Source organism: Marinobacter panjinensis (assembly GCF_005298175.1).
GTDB classification, from domain to species: domain Bacteria; phylum Pseudomonadota; class Gammaproteobacteria; order Pseudomonadales; family Oleiphilaceae; genus Marinobacter; species Marinobacter panjinensis.
Window position 1 is genome coordinate 1,916,652 of the sequence record NZ_SZYH01000001.1, and the last position, 18,813, is coordinate 1,935,464.

The 18,813-nt window shown below is 56.3% G+C and carries 16 protein-coding genes; 6 read left to right on the forward strand and 10 right to left on the reverse strand.

All coding sequences use genetic code 11. From position 1 onward, the window contains the following. Window positions 1-76 precede the first annotated feature (76 nt). The 10 genes from FDP08_RS08815 to FDP08_RS08860 all read right to left on the reverse strand — a co-directional run bounded on the left by FDP08_RS08815 (window position 77) and on the right by FDP08_RS08860 (window position 10,822). A complete protein-coding gene (locus FDP08_RS08815) occupies window positions 77-670 on the reverse strand; it encodes a hypothetical protein (protein ID WP_228263264.1) in 594 nt (197 codons plus the stop codon). Window positions 671-897: 227 nt separating this feature from the next. After that, window positions 898-1,755: a cytochrome b5 domain-containing protein gene (locus tag FDP08_RS08820; protein ID WP_137435597.1), complete on the reverse strand. Its 858-nt coding sequence runs from the start codon at window positions 1,753-1,755 to the stop codon at window positions 898-900. Next, a complete protein-coding gene (locus FDP08_RS08825) occupies window positions 1,752-3,068 on the reverse strand; it encodes a ferredoxin reductase family protein (RefSeq protein WP_137435598.1) in 1,317 nt (438 codons plus the stop codon). Before FDP08_RS08825 ends, FDP08_RS08820 begins: the two co-directional genes overlap by 4 nt. Window positions 3,069-3,148: 80 nt before the next feature. After that, window positions 3,149-3,535, reverse strand: a complete 387-nt coding sequence (locus FDP08_RS08830) for a DUF302 domain-containing protein (protein WP_137435599.1) — start codon at window positions 3,533-3,535, stop codon at window positions 3,149-3,151. 24 nt (window positions 3,536-3,559) lie between these two features. Next, window positions 3,560-5,920, reverse strand: a complete 2,361-nt coding sequence (locus FDP08_RS08835) for a heavy metal translocating P-type ATPase (protein WP_137435600.1) — start codon at window positions 5,918-5,920, stop codon at window positions 3,560-3,562. Continuing rightward, on the reverse strand, window positions 5,913-6,140 hold the full coding sequence (locus tag FDP08_RS08840) for a DUF805 domain-containing protein (protein WP_137435601.1): 228 nt from the start codon (window positions 6,138-6,140) through the stop codon (window positions 5,913-5,915). The genes FDP08_RS08835 and FDP08_RS08840 overlap by 8 nt, the downstream gene beginning before the upstream one ends. A 27-nt stretch (window positions 6,141-6,167) precedes the next feature. Then, complete coding sequence (locus tag FDP08_RS08845; RefSeq protein WP_137435602.1) at window positions 6,168-7,523, reverse strand: APC family permease; 1,356 nt, start codon at window positions 7,521-7,523, stop codon at window positions 6,168-6,170. Between the two features lie 224 nt (window positions 7,524-7,747). After that, complete coding sequence (locus FDP08_RS08850) at window positions 7,748-8,497, reverse strand: copper resistance protein B (protein ID WP_137435603.1); 750 nt, start codon at window positions 8,495-8,497, stop codon at window positions 7,748-7,750. Further along, complete coding sequence (locus FDP08_RS08855) at window positions 8,494-10,170, reverse strand: copper resistance system multicopper oxidase (protein WP_137435604.1); 1,677 nt, start codon at window positions 10,168-10,170, stop codon at window positions 8,494-8,496. Before FDP08_RS08855 ends, FDP08_RS08850 begins: the two co-directional genes overlap by 4 nt. A 115-nt stretch (window positions 10,171-10,285) precedes the next feature. After that, on the reverse strand, window positions 10,286-10,822 hold the full coding sequence (locus FDP08_RS08860; protein WP_137435605.1) for a cupredoxin domain-containing protein: 537 nt from the start codon (window positions 10,820-10,822) through the stop codon (window positions 10,286-10,288). 154 nt (window positions 10,823-10,976) lie between these two features. On the opposite strand from FDP08_RS08860, the gene FDP08_RS08865 reads away from it, so the two are divergent. The 6 genes from FDP08_RS08865 to FDP08_RS08890 all read left to right on the forward strand — a co-directional run bounded on the left by FDP08_RS08865 (window position 10,977) and on the right by FDP08_RS08890 (window position 18,802). Next, window positions 10,977-11,642 (forward strand): response regulator transcription factor, encoded by a 666-nt coding sequence (locus tag FDP08_RS08865; RefSeq protein ID WP_137435606.1) that lies wholly within the window; start codon window positions 10,977-10,979, stop codon window positions 11,640-11,642. Continuing rightward, window positions 11,629-12,978, forward strand: coding sequence for an ATP-binding protein (locus tag FDP08_RS08870; RefSeq protein ID WP_137435607.1), 1,350 nt, complete (start codon window positions 11,629-11,631; stop codon window positions 12,976-12,978). The genes FDP08_RS08865 and FDP08_RS08870 overlap by 14 nt, the downstream gene beginning before the upstream one ends. Then, on the forward strand, window positions 12,975-13,433 hold the full coding sequence (cadR, locus tag FDP08_RS08875) for a Cd(II)/Pb(II)-responsive transcriptional regulator (protein ID WP_137435608.1): 459 nt from the start codon (window positions 12,975-12,977) through the stop codon (window positions 13,431-13,433). Before FDP08_RS08870 ends, cadR begins: the two co-directional genes overlap by 4 nt. A gap of 232 nt (window positions 13,434-13,665) precedes the next feature. Further along, window positions 13,666-15,924, forward strand: coding sequence for a copper amine oxidase (locus FDP08_RS08880; protein ID WP_137435609.1), 2,259 nt, complete (start codon window positions 13,666-13,668; stop codon window positions 15,922-15,924). 104 nt (window positions 15,925-16,028) lie between these two features. Then, complete coding sequence (locus FDP08_RS08885) at window positions 16,029-17,357, forward strand: alginate export family protein (protein ID WP_427901855.1); 1,329 nt, start codon at window positions 16,029-16,031, stop codon at window positions 17,355-17,357. A 35-nt stretch (window positions 17,358-17,392) separates the two neighbouring features. Then, complete coding sequence (locus FDP08_RS08890; RefSeq protein ID WP_137435611.1) at window positions 17,393-18,802, forward strand: aldehyde dehydrogenase family protein; 1,410 nt, start codon at window positions 17,393-17,395, stop codon at window positions 18,800-18,802. Window positions 18,803-18,813 lie beyond the last annotated feature (11 nt).

Below are 18,813 nucleotides of genomic sequence, written 5' to 3' on the forward strand. Positions count from 1 at the left end.
GCCTCCGTTTCTTCAGAAAAGAGTTACGAAAGGCCTTACGCTACCACATACGCGCCAACCGGTTGCGGGACAGAGATCAATTCCGGTTCAGTTGGCGTTGATGCTCCAACATCTGTTCCATCATGAGCTGCATCTGGTTCATGCGATTCTCCATCATCTTCAGACGCTGCTCGTTATCCATACCGGCACCACCAGCGCGGTTGCCCTGGCCATTGCCAGACTGCTTCTTGCCTTGACCCTGGCCCTGATTATTCATCATGCCCTGACCCTGGTTGTTCATCATGCCCTGGCCCTGGTTGTTCATCATGCCCTGGCCCTGGTTATTCATCATGCCCTGGCCCTGGTTATTCATCATGCCCTGGCCCTGATTATTCATCATGCCCTGGCCCATCATGCCCTGGCCCATCATGCCGCCGCGCATCATGCCCATGTGTTCCTGCATGGCTTCCATGTGCTGTTGCATCAGCCGCTGGCGCTCTTGCTGAGAGTCTGCATTAGGCATTTGCTGCATCATGGACTGCATCTGCGACATATTTTCATGCATTTGTTGCATCTGTTCCTGGTTCATCATGCCCCCATGGGGCATTTGCTGGGAATTTCCCTGGGCAAATACTAGCGCGGGCGCTGCCACGAGTACGGAACACGCGATTAATCGACTGAATTTGTTCATGAGATCCTCCTTAACATCTACATTGAACTGCACCATGTTCAGTAAAGACCATGAAACTGAACTGGAGCTGAAAAATCACTTCCCATTGCCTAAACATCAACAGGGATTGACCTGAATCATGAGTCCGGAACCTTTGCCGGTATCAATCAGGATAGGCACCAGGTCACTAATTTTCGGACACCCGGAGGCGGATTTGCACCCATTTTTCAGCTGTAAGTTTAGCCGATCTACCAGGCATACACGCCCCGGTTCAGTCCATCCCGAATGGCGCTCAGCACCTTCGATCCCCGCAAAGTAGCACCGGAATATCCATCAATATCATCTACCACGTTTCCGGGCTGATACAGCTGGAAGATTGCAGTCAACGGCGCTTCCTCCAGGTGCTCGCTGATTTGCTGATACTGACGCAGGACCGGGTAGAGCTCAGCACCCTCCTCCATCGTCAGATAGTTTTCGTCGCCATAGACCAGATGCCGGTAAGACATGGCCTTGATATGCCCATTCTCCAGCCGGAATTGCAGGCTGACCTGAATCTGACCACGATCAATAAAGTTGCCCCGGTAGGTGCCATCCAGATAGGTGCCAGGCGCAAGGGCCAGCATCATCTGCTCCGAACGACTATCAACGGTATCCGCGGGTGCACTGGTGAAAGGCGACTCCGGCTCAACCGAAGCCGACACAGATTCACTGCCCTCTATGACACCAATCCGGTAAGACTCGAGGCGCGCAGCGGCACGGGGGCTGTGGGGACGACCATTGCCCTTGTCCTGCCAGGCGGAGGTCGCTTCCTTGCCACACCAGCGGGTGAAGGTTTCTTCCTCTGTGGGGTGATTGGGCAAATACTCGGTAAGGTCGTACACAACGCCCTCAATGACTTTCCAGCAACTGCTGGCGCTATTGTGTTCTGCCACCTGGTCAAGGCGATAAACTGTCTCGCCATCACCATTGGTATCACTATCGGCATTAACTCCGTCACCAGCAGCTTGTGATTCCGTGCTGCTCTGCACCATGTTCACAATCACCAGGGTCAGCACCACACTGACAAAGGCAACAAATCCGGTATACGCAATTCGGTTACTGTTCATAGGAAATCAAAAGCCTCCGTGTGAATGCGATGGGCAGGCACACCCTCGTGCCTGAGCAGGGTTCGCAGGTGGGTAATCATGCCGGGCGGCCCACACAGGTAGACCTCTCGCTCGGCGAAATCAGGGCAGTGTCGTGCCAGGTAATCCCGGGTGATGACACCGTTCTCGTTCATGTAGTGGGCGTGGACTGTAAAGGTGTCACAGGCTTCGGCGATCCGGACCAGTTCATCCAGGTAGTAAGCCCGCTCGGGCCGGTTGGCCAGGTAGAACAGACAGACGTCGCGACCTGCGGCCGCACAGGTCATCTTGTCCCTGGCGCCAGACACAAACGGTGTGATGCCTATGCCGCCTGCCAGCCAGAGTTGCTTTCGCTGCGGCTCCGGTGCCCCGGAACCCGGCCTTCCCAAACGCGTCGTCTCAAAAAACGTCCCGTAGGGACCCTCAATGCGAACTTCAGCACCAGGCTTTATATGCACCAATGCGCCCGTCGCATCCCCTACTGCTTTGACGCCAATCCGCAGTTCATCATCCCCCGCGGCAGAGGAAATGGTGTAAGGGTGCTCTTCCCGATACCCGGCCGCCAGCGAGCGGTCCATCGGCGTCAGGTACACAAACTGGCCGGCCTGCCAGCGAATCCCTTTGCCTCGGGGGCGCAAACGCAGTTCCACCACATCGCGGGCAAGGCTATCGACCCCTTCAACCACATAGGGCTTCCTGGCCAGCCAGGGCGATAACACCTTACGCCAGGCAACGGCCGCCAAGGCCAGCGCCGACAACAGCCACCACACCCAGGCCATGGATGACAGCATCAGGGTATGGACCAACGCCAGAGCCAGCGTTGGCACGGACAGCAGGTGCAACCGCTTCCAGTGCTGATAATGCAGGGGGCCAAAAAAACCGAGGGTAGGCGCAATAAAAATCAGCATGGTGACAAAGGCTGCCCAGCCGGCCCACACTTCCCAATGGCTGAGGGGCGGGAAAAGGGTCTCTATACTACGGCCAATTGAGAAGGATAAGGTGGCGAACGCCAACAACAGCACATGGGCCATCACCAGCATAAAGGCTGAAAACCCCAGCCAGCGGTGTATGGTCCAGACCCGCACCAGCCCACCGAACCACGGATCCATACCGGGAATACGGGCGGACAACATGCCTGCCACCAGAAACGCGGATAGAGCCAGAACCCCGACCATTTCCGCAACAGAATACAGCCAGCCCTGACCGCCCCAGGGCAGGCCCGGGGTGGCTACGATGACGGGCAGTAGAAATACACCCAGGAGCAGGCCATCGCCCGGATACCCTTTGAGCCTCATCCTTCCTCCCTGTCAGCAGAGCGGATTCTCTCCCTTTTTGGCTCTGCGCCTGTGGTGCCTCGGCATCTGCCCTGAGTCAATCAGATCGCCTGGACCACCTCAGAAAGCATATCCCTGACTTTCCCGGCAACCTGCTTGAGCTCGTCATTATCAATGGCGGTCATGGAAACCACGGGGTCTATTGCGCTGACCTCTACCCCCTCCGACACCTCTCGAAGAATGACGTTGCAAGGCAGCATGGCGCCCACACGAGGCTCAAGACCAATTGCTTCCCAGGCCATCGCAGGGTTACAGGCTCCAAGGATGAGATATGCCGGCATATCCTTTTCCAGTTTTTTCTTCATGGTGGCCTTGACGTCAATCTCCGTCAGCACTCCGAAACCGTGATCGGCAAGTGCCTGACGCGCCCTCTTGTCCACGTCCTCAAAATCCACATTCTTGATAATTCGATTGATCGTGTATGACATAGCTACCTCCAATGATTCAGAAGTTTATTGTTTCGGTTCCAGTTTGATCACTCGCAAACGCAGCGCGTTCACTATCACACTGACCGAGGACAGCGACATGGCCGCTGCCGCAAAGATCGGGGACAGCAGTATGCCGAAAAACGGGTACAGAACACCCGCAGCAATGGGCACACCCGCAGAGTTGTAGATAAAGGCAAAAAACAGGTTCTGGCGGATATTGCGCATGGTCCCGAGGGACAACCGACGCGCTTCCACAATCCCCATCAGATCACCTCTCAGCAGGGTAATGCCAGCGCTTTCGATAGCCACATCGGTACCGGTGCCCATAGCAACACCCACATCGGCGGTCGCCAGGGCGGGCGCATCGTTGACGCCATCGCCAGCCATCACCACAATACGGCCCTCATCCTTCAGGCGCTGAACGATCTTGCCCTTGTCCTCCGGCAGGACTTCTGCCTCTACTTCGTCAATATGCAGTTTTCGGGCAACCGCCTCAGCCGACGTGCGGTTATCGCCGGTCAGCATCACTACCCGGATACCCTCTTTCTGCAGGGCTGAAATGGCAGCTTCGGTGGTTTCCTTCACCGGGTCCGCGATGGCCATCAGGCCGGCCACTTTGCCGTCGACGGCGGCAAAAATAACGGTGGCCCCATCCTTTCGGAGCTGATCTGCCTCAGATTCAAAGCTCGAAGTATCGACGCCTTCGGCTTCCATCAGCAAACGATTACCAATCAGTACCTGCTGCCCCTCAATCTTGCCCGTCACACCTTTGCCGTTCGGAGAATCGAAGCCTTCAGCGTCCGGCAGTTGCAAGTCCATCGCTTTGGCTTTGTCGAGAATGGCGTGGGCCAACGGGTGTTCACTCCCCTTCTCCAGGCCGCCGGCAAACCGCATCAGCTCCTCCTCACTGAACCCCTCGGCCGGAACAAGCTTCGTGACCTGGGGCTTGCCTTCGGTCAGTGTGCCGGTTTTGTCCACCACTACCGTATCCACCTTCTCCATCCGCTCCAGAGCTTCCGCATCGCGGATCAGGACACCGCTTTGGGCGCCCCGACCGACACCAACCATGATGGACATGGGCGTTGCCAGACCCAGGGCACAGGGACAGGCGATGATCAGCACGCTCACAGCGGCGATCAGGCCGAATGCCATAGGCGGTGTTGGCCCGAAGAATGACCAGGCAATAAAGGCGATAATGGCAATCACGATCACGGCCGGCACAAAATAACCCGCCACCTTGTCTGCCAGGCCCTGAATAGGGGCGCGACTTCGCTGGGCACTGGCCACCATCTGCACAATCTGGGACAGCATCGTATCCCGGCCAACCTTGTCGGCCCGCATGATAAAGCTGCCCTGTTGGTTAATACTGCCACCGATTACCTGATCGCCAGATTTTTTACTGACCGCCATGGGCTCACCGGTCACCATGGATTCATCCACATTGGAGTTGCCTTCAAGTACCTCGCCGTCCAGCGGCACCTTATCCCCGGGGCGAACCCGCAGGCGATCGCCAACCTTGACCTGGTCCAGCGACACGTCGGACTCGCCGCCCTGCTCGTCCAGCTTCCTGGCCGTGGCGGGAGCCAAATCCAACAGGGCCTTGATGGCGCCCGAGGTTTTCTCGCGGGCTCGCAATTCCAACACCTGTCCCAATAACACCAGCACCACGATGACTGCTGCGGCCTCGAAATACACCGCCACCGAGCCATCGTCCTGCCGGAAAGCCGCCGGGAAAACCTGAGGTGCAAGGGTCGCCACCAGGCTATAGATCAACGCCACGCCGGTACCAATGGAAATCAGAGTAAACATGTTCAGGTTACGACTGACCACGGACTTCCAGCCCCGAACAAAGAACGGCCAGCCACACCAGAGGACAACCGGTGTTGCCAGCACCAATTGAATCCAGTTGGACATCTGCGGAGCGACGATGTGATCGAGCCCGGTCAGGTGCCCACCCATTTCGAGCACCAGTACCGGCAAGGTCAGAACCACTCCGATCCAGAATCGGCGGGTCATGTCCGTAAGCTCTGCGGAGGGTCCGTCATCCAGGCTCACCTGCTCAGGCTCCAGAGCCATACCGCAGATGGGACAGTCTCCCGGTCCCTGCTGTCGGATTTCAGGATGCATGGGGCATGTATACATGGTGCCCGGTGCTACCGGCTCTTGCTGCTTCTGGTCTTCACCCAGGTACTGTTCGGGATTCTCATCGAACCGGGACTGGCAGCGTGACGAACAGAAGTACCAGGTTTTACCACCATGCTGGCTTCGATATTCCGCAGAGTGCGGATCCACAGACATGCCGCAGACAGGGTCCTTGACGGTGTGCTCGCCAGATTCATCTGGGTGATGATGATCGTGGTGTTGGGCATGTCGGTGCTCAGCCATTGTGGTCTCCCGTTTTATCTGCCGGCCAATCTGAAAACGCGATGAAATAGAGCAGAATGAGGTTGACGATCGGGATGAGTATCATGATGCCCAGCCAACCCGGGTATCCCGTGCGCTGGCAGATACGCCAGGCCGGGATGACGACGACAATGGCAATCACCAGCATCCACAGCCAGTGCCCTGCCCACATGGTGTTACCAAACATGTTATCTCCCATCATGGTGCTGCCCTCCAAGTCGGATGCTGGTTAATGGTGATCATGAGCATGAGATTCGTCATGTCCTGAGGGCCCTGCTTCCTGGAATTTTTTCAGAAAAATCTGCTCTGCGACCGCGATAACAATCATCGCTACGGCCGCTACGCCGATGACAAACGGATCGGTGTTCAGCTTGACCCAGACAAAGCCGCCAAGGACGAGTAAATCCAGCAGAATTGCCATAGCTGGCACCCACGCTTTAGCCCGCACATCTTTGCGCAAGTAGCGGAGCACGCCCCAGTGAATGGCAATGTCCATAATCAGGTAAAACACAATGCCCAGCGCCGCGATGCGGGAGAGGTCAAAGAATGCGGTCAGAATCAGCCCCAGAACCACAGTGTAGACCAACGTATGCTTCTGAATGCTGCCAGGCATGCCGAAGTGCCGGTGGGGGACCAGTTTCATTTCCGTCAGCATCGCCAGCATGCGCGAAACTGCGAAGATGCTGGCCAGAATGCCTCCGGCAGTCGCCATCATGGCAATGACAACAGTGAACCACACGGCGTATTCCCCAAGTGCCGGGCGGGCGGCAGCAGCAAGGGAGTAATCCTGTGTCTCGATAATTTCAGCCAGGGACAGGTTGCTGGCGACGGCAAAACCAACCAACGTATAGATCACCACGCAGGCCGCGATGGAAATTATGATCGCCCGCCCTACGTTCCGCTTGGGATCTATTACTTCGGAGCCGCTGTTGGTAATGGTGGTGAAGCCCTTGAAGGCCAGAATTCCAAGCGCGGTTGCGCCCAGGAAATTGCCCATTGTTCCGGCTTCTCCAGGGCTCGAGAAGTCAACAGAAAGGCTGTCGGCGATCCAGACCCCCACCACCCCGAAAATCAGTATGCCGCCGATTTTCAGGGTCCCGATAAAGGAGGCCACACCCTGGATCATCCGGTTGCCCAGCAGATTGATCAGAAAAGCCGCCAGAATCAGCGACACCCCGAGAATGGGCACCATCCGGCCGCTTTCGTCGCCGCCGAAAAGCTGCATGGTGTAAGAGCCAAAGGTGCGGGCGAGAAAGCTCTGGGCGATTACCATGGAGAAGTACATCAGCAAGGCATTGAATGCCGTTGGCAGCCGGTTTCCATAGGCCTTGTGCAGGTACATGCCGATGCCACCGGCGGAGGGCCAGGCATTGGAGATCTTGATGTAGGAGTAAGCGCTGAAGCTGACAATCACGGCGGCGGCCAGAAAGGCCAGCGGGAAAAGGGCGCCGGTCATCTGCGCCATCTGCCCGGTCAGCGCAAAGATTCCGGCGCCAATCATCACGCCGGTACCCAGCATAACCGTTCCAGGCAGAGTGAGACTGCCTTCCTGGTAGCGAGTGGTTCTGTCCTGCTCCCTGCTCATTCAACCTCCTGTAATTCTCGCTTCTATTTACGCTTCATCGGCGGGCTCTTTTGTGTGCTTTGGTCATAGGATTGCACCTCGTAGCCTGGTTACTTCCCCTCCATCACAACACCCCAACCTGAATTGCGACTGAAAATAGAGGGCGGCCTTCGGTGGCTATGACCTATATCAAATGATAGATAAAAAAGGGCCCAGGGATGCCCCTTGGCCCGTTAAAACCGCGATCAGAAAACGATTCGAGCGCCGATCACGGCAAACCAGTCTTTCGTACTTCCGCCCTCGCTTTCGGCATAGTCAGCTGTATCACCGTATTTACGCTCATGCACCACGCCGACATAGGGTGACAATGCCCGATCGACCAGGTCATAGCTCAGCCTGAGGCCGGTTTCGGTGGACACCAGTCCCTTGCCAACGCCAATTTCCCGGTCCTCACTGAACGCCACGGTGGCATCCAGCGTGGCTGAGAGTATCCAGTAGTTGGTCAGCAGCAACTCGTATTCGGCATCCAGTTCCGCGGAGGTGTCGCCCTCGTCGCTCACATAAAGGTTGGCATCAATCTCGAACCATTGTGGTGCAAGCCCGGCAACGCCCAGAACAGCGTAGGTACGGTCTGGCCCCTCGGGTGTGTCGAATCGGACACCCGCCTTGGCGTCAAAGAAGTCGGAAATGGGAATCTGCCCGACCAACTGGTTTTCCAGCCCCTCGTAGGCCTGCTCCTCAATGGCGTACTCTCCTTTGGTCAGCCATCGGACTTTCAGATCGTCGGTGCCGTAGAAGAAGTCCGCATTCCAGACGCCCAGTTCCTCATCGTCATCACTGTAACGGTATTCAAGCTCCTCAAACTGCACACCCCAGGAGGTCAGAGCCTGCTTCCGTGCAGACGTGTCGGCAATCATTTCCTGAGCCGCTGCAGCACCCGGAAGCAGTATCGGGCTCAACAGGCTGACGGCCATAAAAGTTCGGATACGACTCATGCATCACCTCCTTCTTCTGTCGCAACGTCTGCCTTTGCCTGAGTCGTATCAGGACTGCCTTCAACGATTACCTTACGAAACATGCCGGCTGCCGCGTGGTAGGACAGGTGGCAATGGAAAGCCCACTGTCCCGGCGCATCGACTTCGGTTTCCATATACACCGTCGTGCCGGGCTGAACACTGACGGTGTGTTTGATGGGATTCCACTCACCGGCACCCACATCCAGAATCGACCACATGCCATGGAGGTGCATGGGGTGCGTCATCATGGTTTCGTTGACGAATTTGAAACGGACGCGCTCACCGTACTTCAGACGGATCGGATCTGCATCTTCGTATTTCACGCCGTTGATGCTCCAGGTGTAACGCTCCATGTTGCCTGTCAGGCGCAGTTCGATTTCACGGGTCGGCTCCCGCTCTTCATACAAAGGCTTCTGGGCCTTCAGGTCCGCGTAGGAAAGGAACTTGCCACCGTTCGCCGCGGCCGGGGCTATGCCACTTCCCTTGGCGTAAAATGGGTCACTGCCGCCTTCCATCATGGCACTGTGGTCCATATCGGACATGTTGGAGTGGTCCATATCACCCTGGGCTGTCATATCGCCATGGTCCATGTCGCCGTGGTCCATTCCAGGCATTCCGCTCATGTCGGCCATGGTCAGCCTGGGCGCATCACGCATTGGAGGCACCGATGCCGCCATGCCCTCTTCCGGCGCCAGTGTTGCCCTGGCATAGCCGGAACGCCCCATAGACTCGGCGAAGATGGTGTAAGCCTGCGCGTCTCTCGGGCGCACGATCACGTCATAGGTTTCCGCGACGCCGATCCGGAACTCGTCCACGTTGACTGGCTGGACGTTATTACCGTCGGCCTGGACAACGGTCATGCCCAGCCCCGGAATCCGGACATCGAAATAGGTCATGGCCGATGAATTGATGAACCGCAGCCGGATGCGCTCTCCCGGCTCGAACAAACCGGTCCAGTTCTGTTCCGGCCCCATGCCGTTAATCATGCCGGTAAAGCCCTGAACGTCCTCGACATCAGCCTTCATCATGCGCATGTCGCCCCAGGCCATCCGGTCCTGAATGGTATTCATCAGACCGTTTTTTGAAGCGTCCGAGAAAAACTCACCCACCGTTTGCTGCTGACGGTTGTAGTAATCGGGCATCATTTTCAGGTTCCGCATGATGCGATCACCGGAATGAGGGTGTTTGTCCGTCAGCTGAACCACGTATTCGCGATCGTACCGGAAAGGTTCCCGCCCCTCTGGCTCGATGACGATGGCACCAAAAGCGCCGTCGGGTTCCTGAAAGCCGGAATGGCTGTGGAACCAGTAGGTACCAGCCTGGACAATCGGAAATTCATAGGTAAAGGTCTCACCCGGTTTGATGCCGGGGAAGCTGATGCCGGGCACGCCATCCTGCTCAAACGGGAGAATCAGGCCGTGCCAATGAATGGATGTCATCTCATCCAGGTTGTTGGTCACGTTGATCCTGACGTTTTCGCCTTCCTTGAAGCGCATCACCGGCCCCGGGGATTTCCCGTTGTATCCGATACCCTCTTTCACGAAATCACCGGTATCAATTTTGACCCGGTCGACCGTCAGGTCGTATTCGCCGGCAAGAGCCAGCGCCGGCATCAAGAGGGTCAAAAGCCCAGTCAAAAGGCGTTTTTTCATCTATTTTGCTCCAGACTGCAACACTTTAAGACCGGGCTGCAGCGACTATGGCCGGCCCGGTCATTCATTTCTTATTACGTAACCGAAATTAGTAAAGGGAGTTCATTAGCCAGAGTTACTTCAAATTGACTTCGCCATACATCCCGGCCTGGTAATGCCCCGGTACGTTGCAGGCAAATTCGATATTGCCTTGGTCGGTAAACTTCCAGACCAGCTCCTGGCTTTCACCCGGCTCCAGCAGGACGCTATTGGGGTCGTCGTGCTTCATGGAGTGACCATTGCCCATGTCCATTTCCATCATGTCGCGATTGAGCTTGCCGCCCTGTATAACGCCATGCTCCACCATCATCTGCATTTCTTTCTGGTGAGCGTCGTGCATATCCGCGGTACCGATGTTGAACTCGTGCACCAGGGCTCCTTCGTTTTTCACGCGGAAGCGAATGGTTTCGCCTGGCTTCACGGAGATGGACTCGGGCTCGTAGTAGTTATCCATCATCGTCACATCAATGGTGCGGGAGACATTTTCCGCCTTTCCAGGCTCACCCACGGAGCCCCCCCCATGATGCCCGCCGTGTTCACCAGCGGCGTAGGCACCTGAGGAGATCGCCAATACCATGGCAGGCAACAGTGCATTCTTGAGGATCTTATTCATCGATTTCTCCTGGAACTGATCTGGCTGTTGGAATTTGATCCATACTCTGCCCCAGTAACCTGAATTCTTGCTGAATTTTCCCGTTAACACTTTTTCAGGTTACATTCAGCAAACAGCCTTACACTTCAGTGAACTCCGAACTGCAGGAAACTTCATGCGATTGCTTCTGGTGGAAGACGACACACTTATTGCAGAAAGCCTTAACCGGCAGTTGTCCGCCGCGGGCTTTACCGTCGATGAAGCTGGCACCGCAAAACAGGCGGAACATCTTGGCAAACAGGAAGACTACCGAGCTGTGGTACTGGACCTGGGGCTACCTGATGGAAACGGCCTGGAGGTCCTTAAAAGCTGGCGGGCCGACAAACTGGCGATGCCGGTGCTGATCCTGACCGCCCGCGGCGACTGGCAGGACAAGGTGAATGGCCTCAAGGCCGGGGCAGACGATTACCTGGCCAAACCCTTCCAGACCGAGGAACTGCTGGCACGGCTGAATGCCCTGATTCGCCGCAGTGAAGGCCGGGTTGAGGCAAAGCTGACCGCCGGTGGCTTCGAGCTGGATGAACACCGCCAATGCCTGCATACACCGGATGGCCAGGAGCACTCGCTGACGGGCACCGAATTCCGCCTGCTGCGTTGCCTGATGAGCCGTCCGGGGCAACTGTTCTCCAAGGAGCAGTTGCTGGAGCAGCTCTACAACCTCAACGACAGCCCCAGCGACAACACCATTGAAGCCTATGTGCGCCGGCTGCGGAAAATCACCGGAGCAGAAGCCATCGCTACCCGACGGGGCCAGGGATATGTTTTCAATGCACTGGATTGACCCCCGTCGTTCCATCCGCAGAAGTCTGCTCACCCTGCTGCTGCCGGCCGCCATTGCATTGATGGTTGCGGCCTGGATTGTCCATGGCCTGTTGCTGGAGCGAATGGCTCGGGGATTCGTTGAAGACCGGCTGCAGGACGAAGTGGCCTTCCTTGAACACCAGTTGCGCCAGTCTGGCCCGGATGAGATCCGCAACATTGCCGAAGGTGATTACTTTGAGGAAGTCTTTCACCACGCTTTTGCCCTTCTTATCGGGAGCCAGGTACACAGTTCCCCGGCCCAATGGTCACGGGTTCTCGAACCCCTGCTGAGCGAGGCAGAAACCGGTTTTGTCCACAGAACCGATCCCCGGCCCGAAGATTCCATCGCCGATTTTCTGGCCTACCGCAAGGCTCTGACCCTCAACGGGGAAACCGTGGTGATCGTTGTGGCTGAGGACCTGGGCCACCTGCAGCAAAGCCAGCAGGAGTTGCACCTGTGGACGGCCGTGGTGTCCGCCATCCTGCTGGTACTGCTCATACTGGCAATCTGGCTGGCCATCCGGCTCTCCCTGAGTTCCGTGAACCGTATTCAGCAGGGCCTGACGTCCCTGCAAACCGGCGCCATTAATCGACTGGATGTGGACGCCCCTGCAGAGTTCCAGCCTTTGATCAGCCAGCTGAACCAGCTCCTGGACACCCTGGACCAGAGGCTTTCCCGGTCCCGGGATGCACTGGCCAATCTCTCTCACAGCGTAAAAACACCGGTCTCTGCCATTCGGCAGGTGCTTGAAGATGACACCCGCGCCCTGGACCCGGAAATGCGACAACAGCTCGCCCAGCGACTTTCCGACATCGACCGCCAGTTGGAAAGCGAAATGCGCCGCAGCCGGTTCGCCGGCCCCCAGGCAGGCAAAGCCGCGAAACCCATCAGCCAGGCCCGGGATCTGCTGTGGATGCTGGGCAGACTGTATCCGGAGAAGAACTTCGAACTGGAAACCGATCTGGGCCCGGAAACCCGCTGGCCGATCGAAGAACATGACCTGAACGAGATTCTGGGCAACCTTGTGGATAATGCGGGAAAATGGGCCAGGAAAAGTGCAGAGCTGTCTCTGAATGAGTCCGCAGAACAGCTGATCATCAAAGTGGAGGACGACGGGCCAGGGGTCAGTGCCAATGCGCTTCCAACACTGGGCACCCGCGGCGTAAGACTGGACGAACAGACGCCCGGGCACGGGCTCGGACTGGCCATCGCCAGGGAAATCACAGATCGTTATGGTGGTAATCTGTCATTCAGTATCGGAACACGGGGAGGGCTCAGGGTGACTGTGTCAATGCCCAGAGGAAGTCGGCCATGAAAATCGGTGAAATCTCAAAAACGACAGGCATTCCGGTGGAAACCATCCGCTACTACGAGAAAATCGGACTGGTGCCGGAGCCCGAGCGGCAGGCCAGCGGCTACCGACACTACCGGCAGAGTCACCTTGACCGGCTGCTTTTCATCAAACGCTGCCGAAACCTGGATATGGCTCAGGATGAAATCCGCGAACTGATCCGCCTGGCCGACCAGCCGGATGCAGACTGCAGCGAGGTCGATGCCCTTCTGGCCCGCCACCTCAGCCACGTACGCGAGCGTCTGCAGGAGCTGGCGCGCCTCGAGGACACACTTGAACAACTCCAGCGAGCCTGCTCGGAAGGCCGTACCGTCAGTGAGTGCGGCATCCTCGGCGGGCTTAGTTCGGACATAGACGCTCCGGCATCGGAAGATCGCCGCAACCATGTTCCCGGCACCCACGGCCCAGGCCACCGCTGATAAGTCCCGGAACCACCAAGCTCCGCTCCTATCTCAAAGCACACCTTTTCTCCTCGCGGCACGAATTCAAAAGAGTCTGGCAGCCATTCAAAAGCTCCTCGGCTCAGAGAATGGTATTCATACACCTACTGATAGTGACATTGGTCGCGATTTAAGCTGCACCCGTAGCCGGATATCGCTGACTCAACTGCCCCATCTTTAACGCACATTAGGAATATTGTCAGGAGTCATTATGTATAAAAAGAAAATAGCACTCTCCGTAGCCCTTGCCTCATCGCTGTTATTTGCCAGCCCGACCACGCTGGCCCACGGTGGTTCGCCGGATTATCTACCAATATCAGAAGCACTTACATCCTCAGGGGCCAGCTATAAGCTGAGTGAAGATAAAAGCGAATTGTTGATTACATCGGGGGACGCGGAATTCAGAGTGCCTCTGGGCGAAACCCAGGCATTTTCTAACGGCAAGCCAATCAAGCTCTCCGCTCCCGCTAAAATGCATGAAGGCGAGGTTCTGGTGGAGCGTACGTTTACTCACGACCTGTTCAGGGATCAGGTCCAACAAAACATATCCACTGGCAATGCGAGCCACCCGCTTGATTCATTAACAGCAGAAGAAATCACCAAAGTTTCGAATGCGATCAAGGCCTCCAAACACTACAAGGACAACATTCGCTTCACAGAAATACGACTTGCGGATCCGGCCAAAGAAAAAGTCTGGAAATGGTCGTACGGCGAATCCCAGAAGTTTGAGCGCGTGGCCAACTTTACTGTGGTAGATGGCAGGAAGGTCATTGAGGGTACAGTTGATCTTGCCAGCGGAACCGTTCATGGCTGGGAGCATATCGAGGGCGCCCACGGCATGGTGACTTTCGATGACTTTATCGCTGTGCAGGAGATCGTCGCAAGCAGTGACGCGTATAAAGCTGCGCTCAAAAAGCGTGGCATTGATGATGTTAACAAGGTTGTTGCAACTCCCCTGACGGTCGGGTACTTCGGCGGAGACGATGGCCTGGAGCACGAGTTAAAGCTGTTAAAAGTGGTTTCTTACCTCGACATAGGCGACGGTAACTACTGGGCGCATCCGATCGAAAACCTCGTGGCCGTTGTGGACCTGGAGAAAAAGAGCATTTTAAAGATCGAAGACGATGGCGTCATACCTGTGCCGATGGCTCCTCGCCCCTATGATGGACGTGACCAGGACAAGATTGCCGATGTGAAGCCGCTGATGGTCGTGGAGCCAGAAGGCAAGAATGTTTCCATGTCCGGCAATACCATTAACTGGCAAAACTGGGATTTCCATTTAAAGCTGGACGCGCGCGTCGGCCCCGTCATTTCCACACTGACCTACGACGATCAGGGCGATAAGCGAAAAATCATGTACGAAGGTTCATTGGGTGGCATGATCGTGCCCTATGGTGATCCTGACGTAGGCTGGTACTTCAAGGCCTATCTGGACTCAGGCGAGTATGGGATGGGCAACCTGACCTCGTCCCTTGTGCCCGGTACCGATGCACCCAATAACGCTACCCTGCTACCGGCCACCCTTGTAGACAACAATGGTGATCCTTTCACCATTCCCAATGCCATCGCGGTATTTGAGCGCTACGCAGGTCCAGAGTTCAAACACAATGAGATGCTCGGCAGCAGCCCCGGCAATGAAAGCCGTGAGCGCAGGGAACTGGTTGTGCGCTGGGTCAGCACCATTGGCAACTATGACTATATGTTTGACTGGATCTTCATGGCCAACGGCAACATTAAGCTGAGCGTCGGTGCATCAGGCATTGAAGCCGTCAAGGCCGTGAAATCACGTACCATTCATGACGAAACCGCAGAGGAAGATACCCGTTACGGCACCTTGATTGACCACAACATCGTGGGCACCACCCATCAACATATCTATAACTTCCGCCTGGATATGGATATTGATGGCACGCAAAACAGCATGAGGGAAATCGATCCCGTAGTCTCGGAAAACACCGCCGGCGGTCCGCGTAAAAGCGTAATGATTACCAACGAGCGAGTGGTACCAACGGAGCTCGAAGCAGTCCAGAAATTCGATCCCTCAACCATCCGCCTGCTGACCAACCCCAACAAGGAAAACCGCATGGGTTATCCCGTTGGTTATCAGGTCATACCCTTTGCCGGCGGAACCCATCCGATTGCCAAGGGAGCACTATTCAGTGAGGACGAGTGGTTGTTTAAACGTGTCCAATTCATGGACAAGCAAATCTGGGTAACGCAGTACAAACCGGAGGAACGTTTTCCAGAGGGGAAATACCCGAACCGGGCCAAAACCGACGCAGGGCTGAGTGTCTTCGTTGAGGATGACGAGTCCATTGAAAACGTCGACACCGTGTTGTGGATGACAACAGGAGCAACTCACGTCGCCCGTGCCGAGGAGTGGCCCATGATGCCAACCGAGTATGTCCATTCAATGCTCAAGCCGTGGAACTTCTTCGATCAGACACCCACGCTGAACCTGCCCGAATAGGGGTAACCGGGGAACTGATCAACACAGGGCGAACATGCTCCAGGCAGGGAAGCCTGACCACAAATTCAGAAGCACGGGAATCAGAAACAATGAACAAAAATCGTATTACACATAGCCTTCTTTATCTCGCTTTGGTCGGGCTATCGGCACCGGCCTCTGCCTACAATTTTTACAACCAGGATGGAACCGAACTGAACCTCGATATCGAGGCGATGCTGGGCGTTTTCTCCAGCCAGGAAACTTACAACCTTGGCGCGAAGTCGGAGGCCGGTGAAACAACCTGGCAGGAAGGCTTCATCAAGTACGGGCTATCCGGAAGTCATATCATCGGCGCAAACAGCAGTGTATACGGAGCGCTGAACCTGGTCTCTTCCGGGACCTGGGGTGATGGGGACGCAGGCGGATTTTCTTCCGGCAATGAACGCAGAACCGCACTGGAAGACGCCTATGTGGGCTGGCGCTCCGGCGATCTGATTCAGGCGCTTGGACAGGATGGTCTCGATATTTCGGTCGGGCGACAAGCCTTCACTATTGGTGATGGTTTCCTCGTCAATGGCGACTCCCTGAACTTTGGTGATGCCCTTAATCCCCTGCTGGGAGTCGATCTGGATCGGGGCGGCGCATACTGGCTGGCGGCACGCAAAGCCTTTGATCAAACGGCTATTGCGCGTATTGGTGGTTCCGACGGACTGCGCGCCGACCTGTTCTGGCTGGACTCTGACAATAAAGCACAGGCGCAGATGGAGCTGGCGGGTGCCAATGCCGAGTATGTGACCCCCAGGGGTACCTTTGGCCTGACATATATCGAAGGGCTGGACGTCGACGATGACATAGCACCATTGCTGGGTTACAACTCAAGAGACGGCCAGCAAACCGTAAGCCTGCGATATCAGGGGAATGCCGGTATTGAGAATCTGTTCCTGTCCGGCGAGTTCGTCACTCAGGAGCCGGGGGACAGTTCCTTCGACGATGCCAAGGCGTGGTACGCAGAAGCCGGATGGACCTTCAGTGATGTTATCTGGTCACCCAGCGTCAACTATCGGTACTCGAGCTTTGAAGAAAATTTCGACCCGCTCTTTTTTGGCTTTAACCGTGGCTACGGCACCTGGTTTCAGGGCGAAGTCGCCGCCAATTATGCAGGCCCCTTCAACTCCGATGCAGACGTGCACCATGTGGGCCTGAAGGCCACGCCCTCAGAAACACTCAGTGTAGGTGCGCTCTTCTTCAACTTCCGTGATACCGCCGGCGGCAGCGGTAACCTGAACGCACAGGAAATTGATCTCTATGCCGAATGGGTGGCAGCCCCTCACCTGATTATCAGTCCGCTGGTAGGCGTCTATACACCAGATAACAGCGCTGCGGAGGGTGGCAGCCAGATCGGAAGTGATGACACCAATGTCTATGGCCAGATCATCGCCATTGTTCCGTTCTGATCAAGTAAAACATTCAGTTTCAAGAGAGCATCATCATGCAGACTTACAGCAATTCCGTGTACGGCGAATCTGTTGAAACGCCAGAACACCAGGAAATCTTTAATCCCGCTACAGGCGATTCCCTCGGGCTGGCCCCGATAAGTAGCGAGTCGGACGTAGGTTCCGCTGTAAACGCCGCCCGCAAGGCACAGCCTGACTGGGCCCGGACCAGTGACCAGGAGCGACGGGACGCGGTAGTCCGCGTCGCCCAGGTACTGGAAGAAAACTCGGAGTACCTGGCCGAACTCATCACCCGCGAGCAGGGCAAGCCGCTATCCGGCCCCGGCTCCCGGTTCGAGATGCAGGCTTCCGTGGGCTGGACACAGGTGCCAGCGGCGCTGGAATTACCGCCAGAGATCGTTTACGAGGACGAGGAGCGCAAAGACACCCTGCACCGTGTGCCCCTGGGTGTCGTGGCTGCAATTGCGCCCTGGAACTGGCCCTTGATGATTGCCATCTGGCAGATCATTCCTTCCATTCGCATGGGCAACACGGTGGTTCTCAAACCCTCCGAATACACCCCTATTGCAACCCTTGAAATGGTGCGGCTGATCAATCAGGTATTGCCACCGGGCGTTCTCAATACTGTTTCCGGAGATGGCCGTATCGGTGCGGCCCTGACCAGCCATCCAGATATCGACAAAATAATGTTCACCGGAAGCGAAGCCACCGGTAGGCGTATTATCGAGGCCTCCACCAGGAACCTTGCACCTATTACCCTTGAGCTCGGGGGCAACGACGCGGCCATAGTTCTTCCGGGCACCGATGCCAGCGCAATAGCCGAGGGTCTGTTCTGGGGAGCATTCCTGAACATGGGCCAGACTTGCGCGTGCATCAAGCGTCTATATGTTCATGAGAGCGACTATGAGGCAGTGGTTAACGCGCTCAGCAACCTTGCCCAGCAGATGCCCATTGGCGATGGCATGGACGAAAATAACCTGATAGGCCCACTACAAAACAAGATGCAGTACGACAAGGTGAAAGATCTGGTTGCGGATGCTCGCGCTAACGGCTGCGAAATTATGGAATTCGGAACTGTTCCCGACACGGGTTACTTCCTCCCGCTCACGCTGGTAGGGAACATACGCGACGGCCAGAGATTGGTGGATGAGGAACAGTTTGGCCCTGCCCTGCCTATTATCCGTTACCAGAGCCTGGACGAAGCAGTGGCTTCAGCCAACCGGCTGGACGCGGGGCTTGGCGCTTCTGTCTGGGCAGATGATCCGGAGCAGGCACAACAGGTGGCCGTTCGCCTGGAAGCGGGAACAGTCTGGATCAACCAACACGGAGCTATCCACCCCATGGTGCCATTCGGTGGCAACAAAGCCTCTGGCTACGGTGTGGAATTCGGATTGGAAGGTCTGAAAGCTGTTACCCAACCCAGGGTCATCAGCATCAAGAAGTAATATTCAGCTCT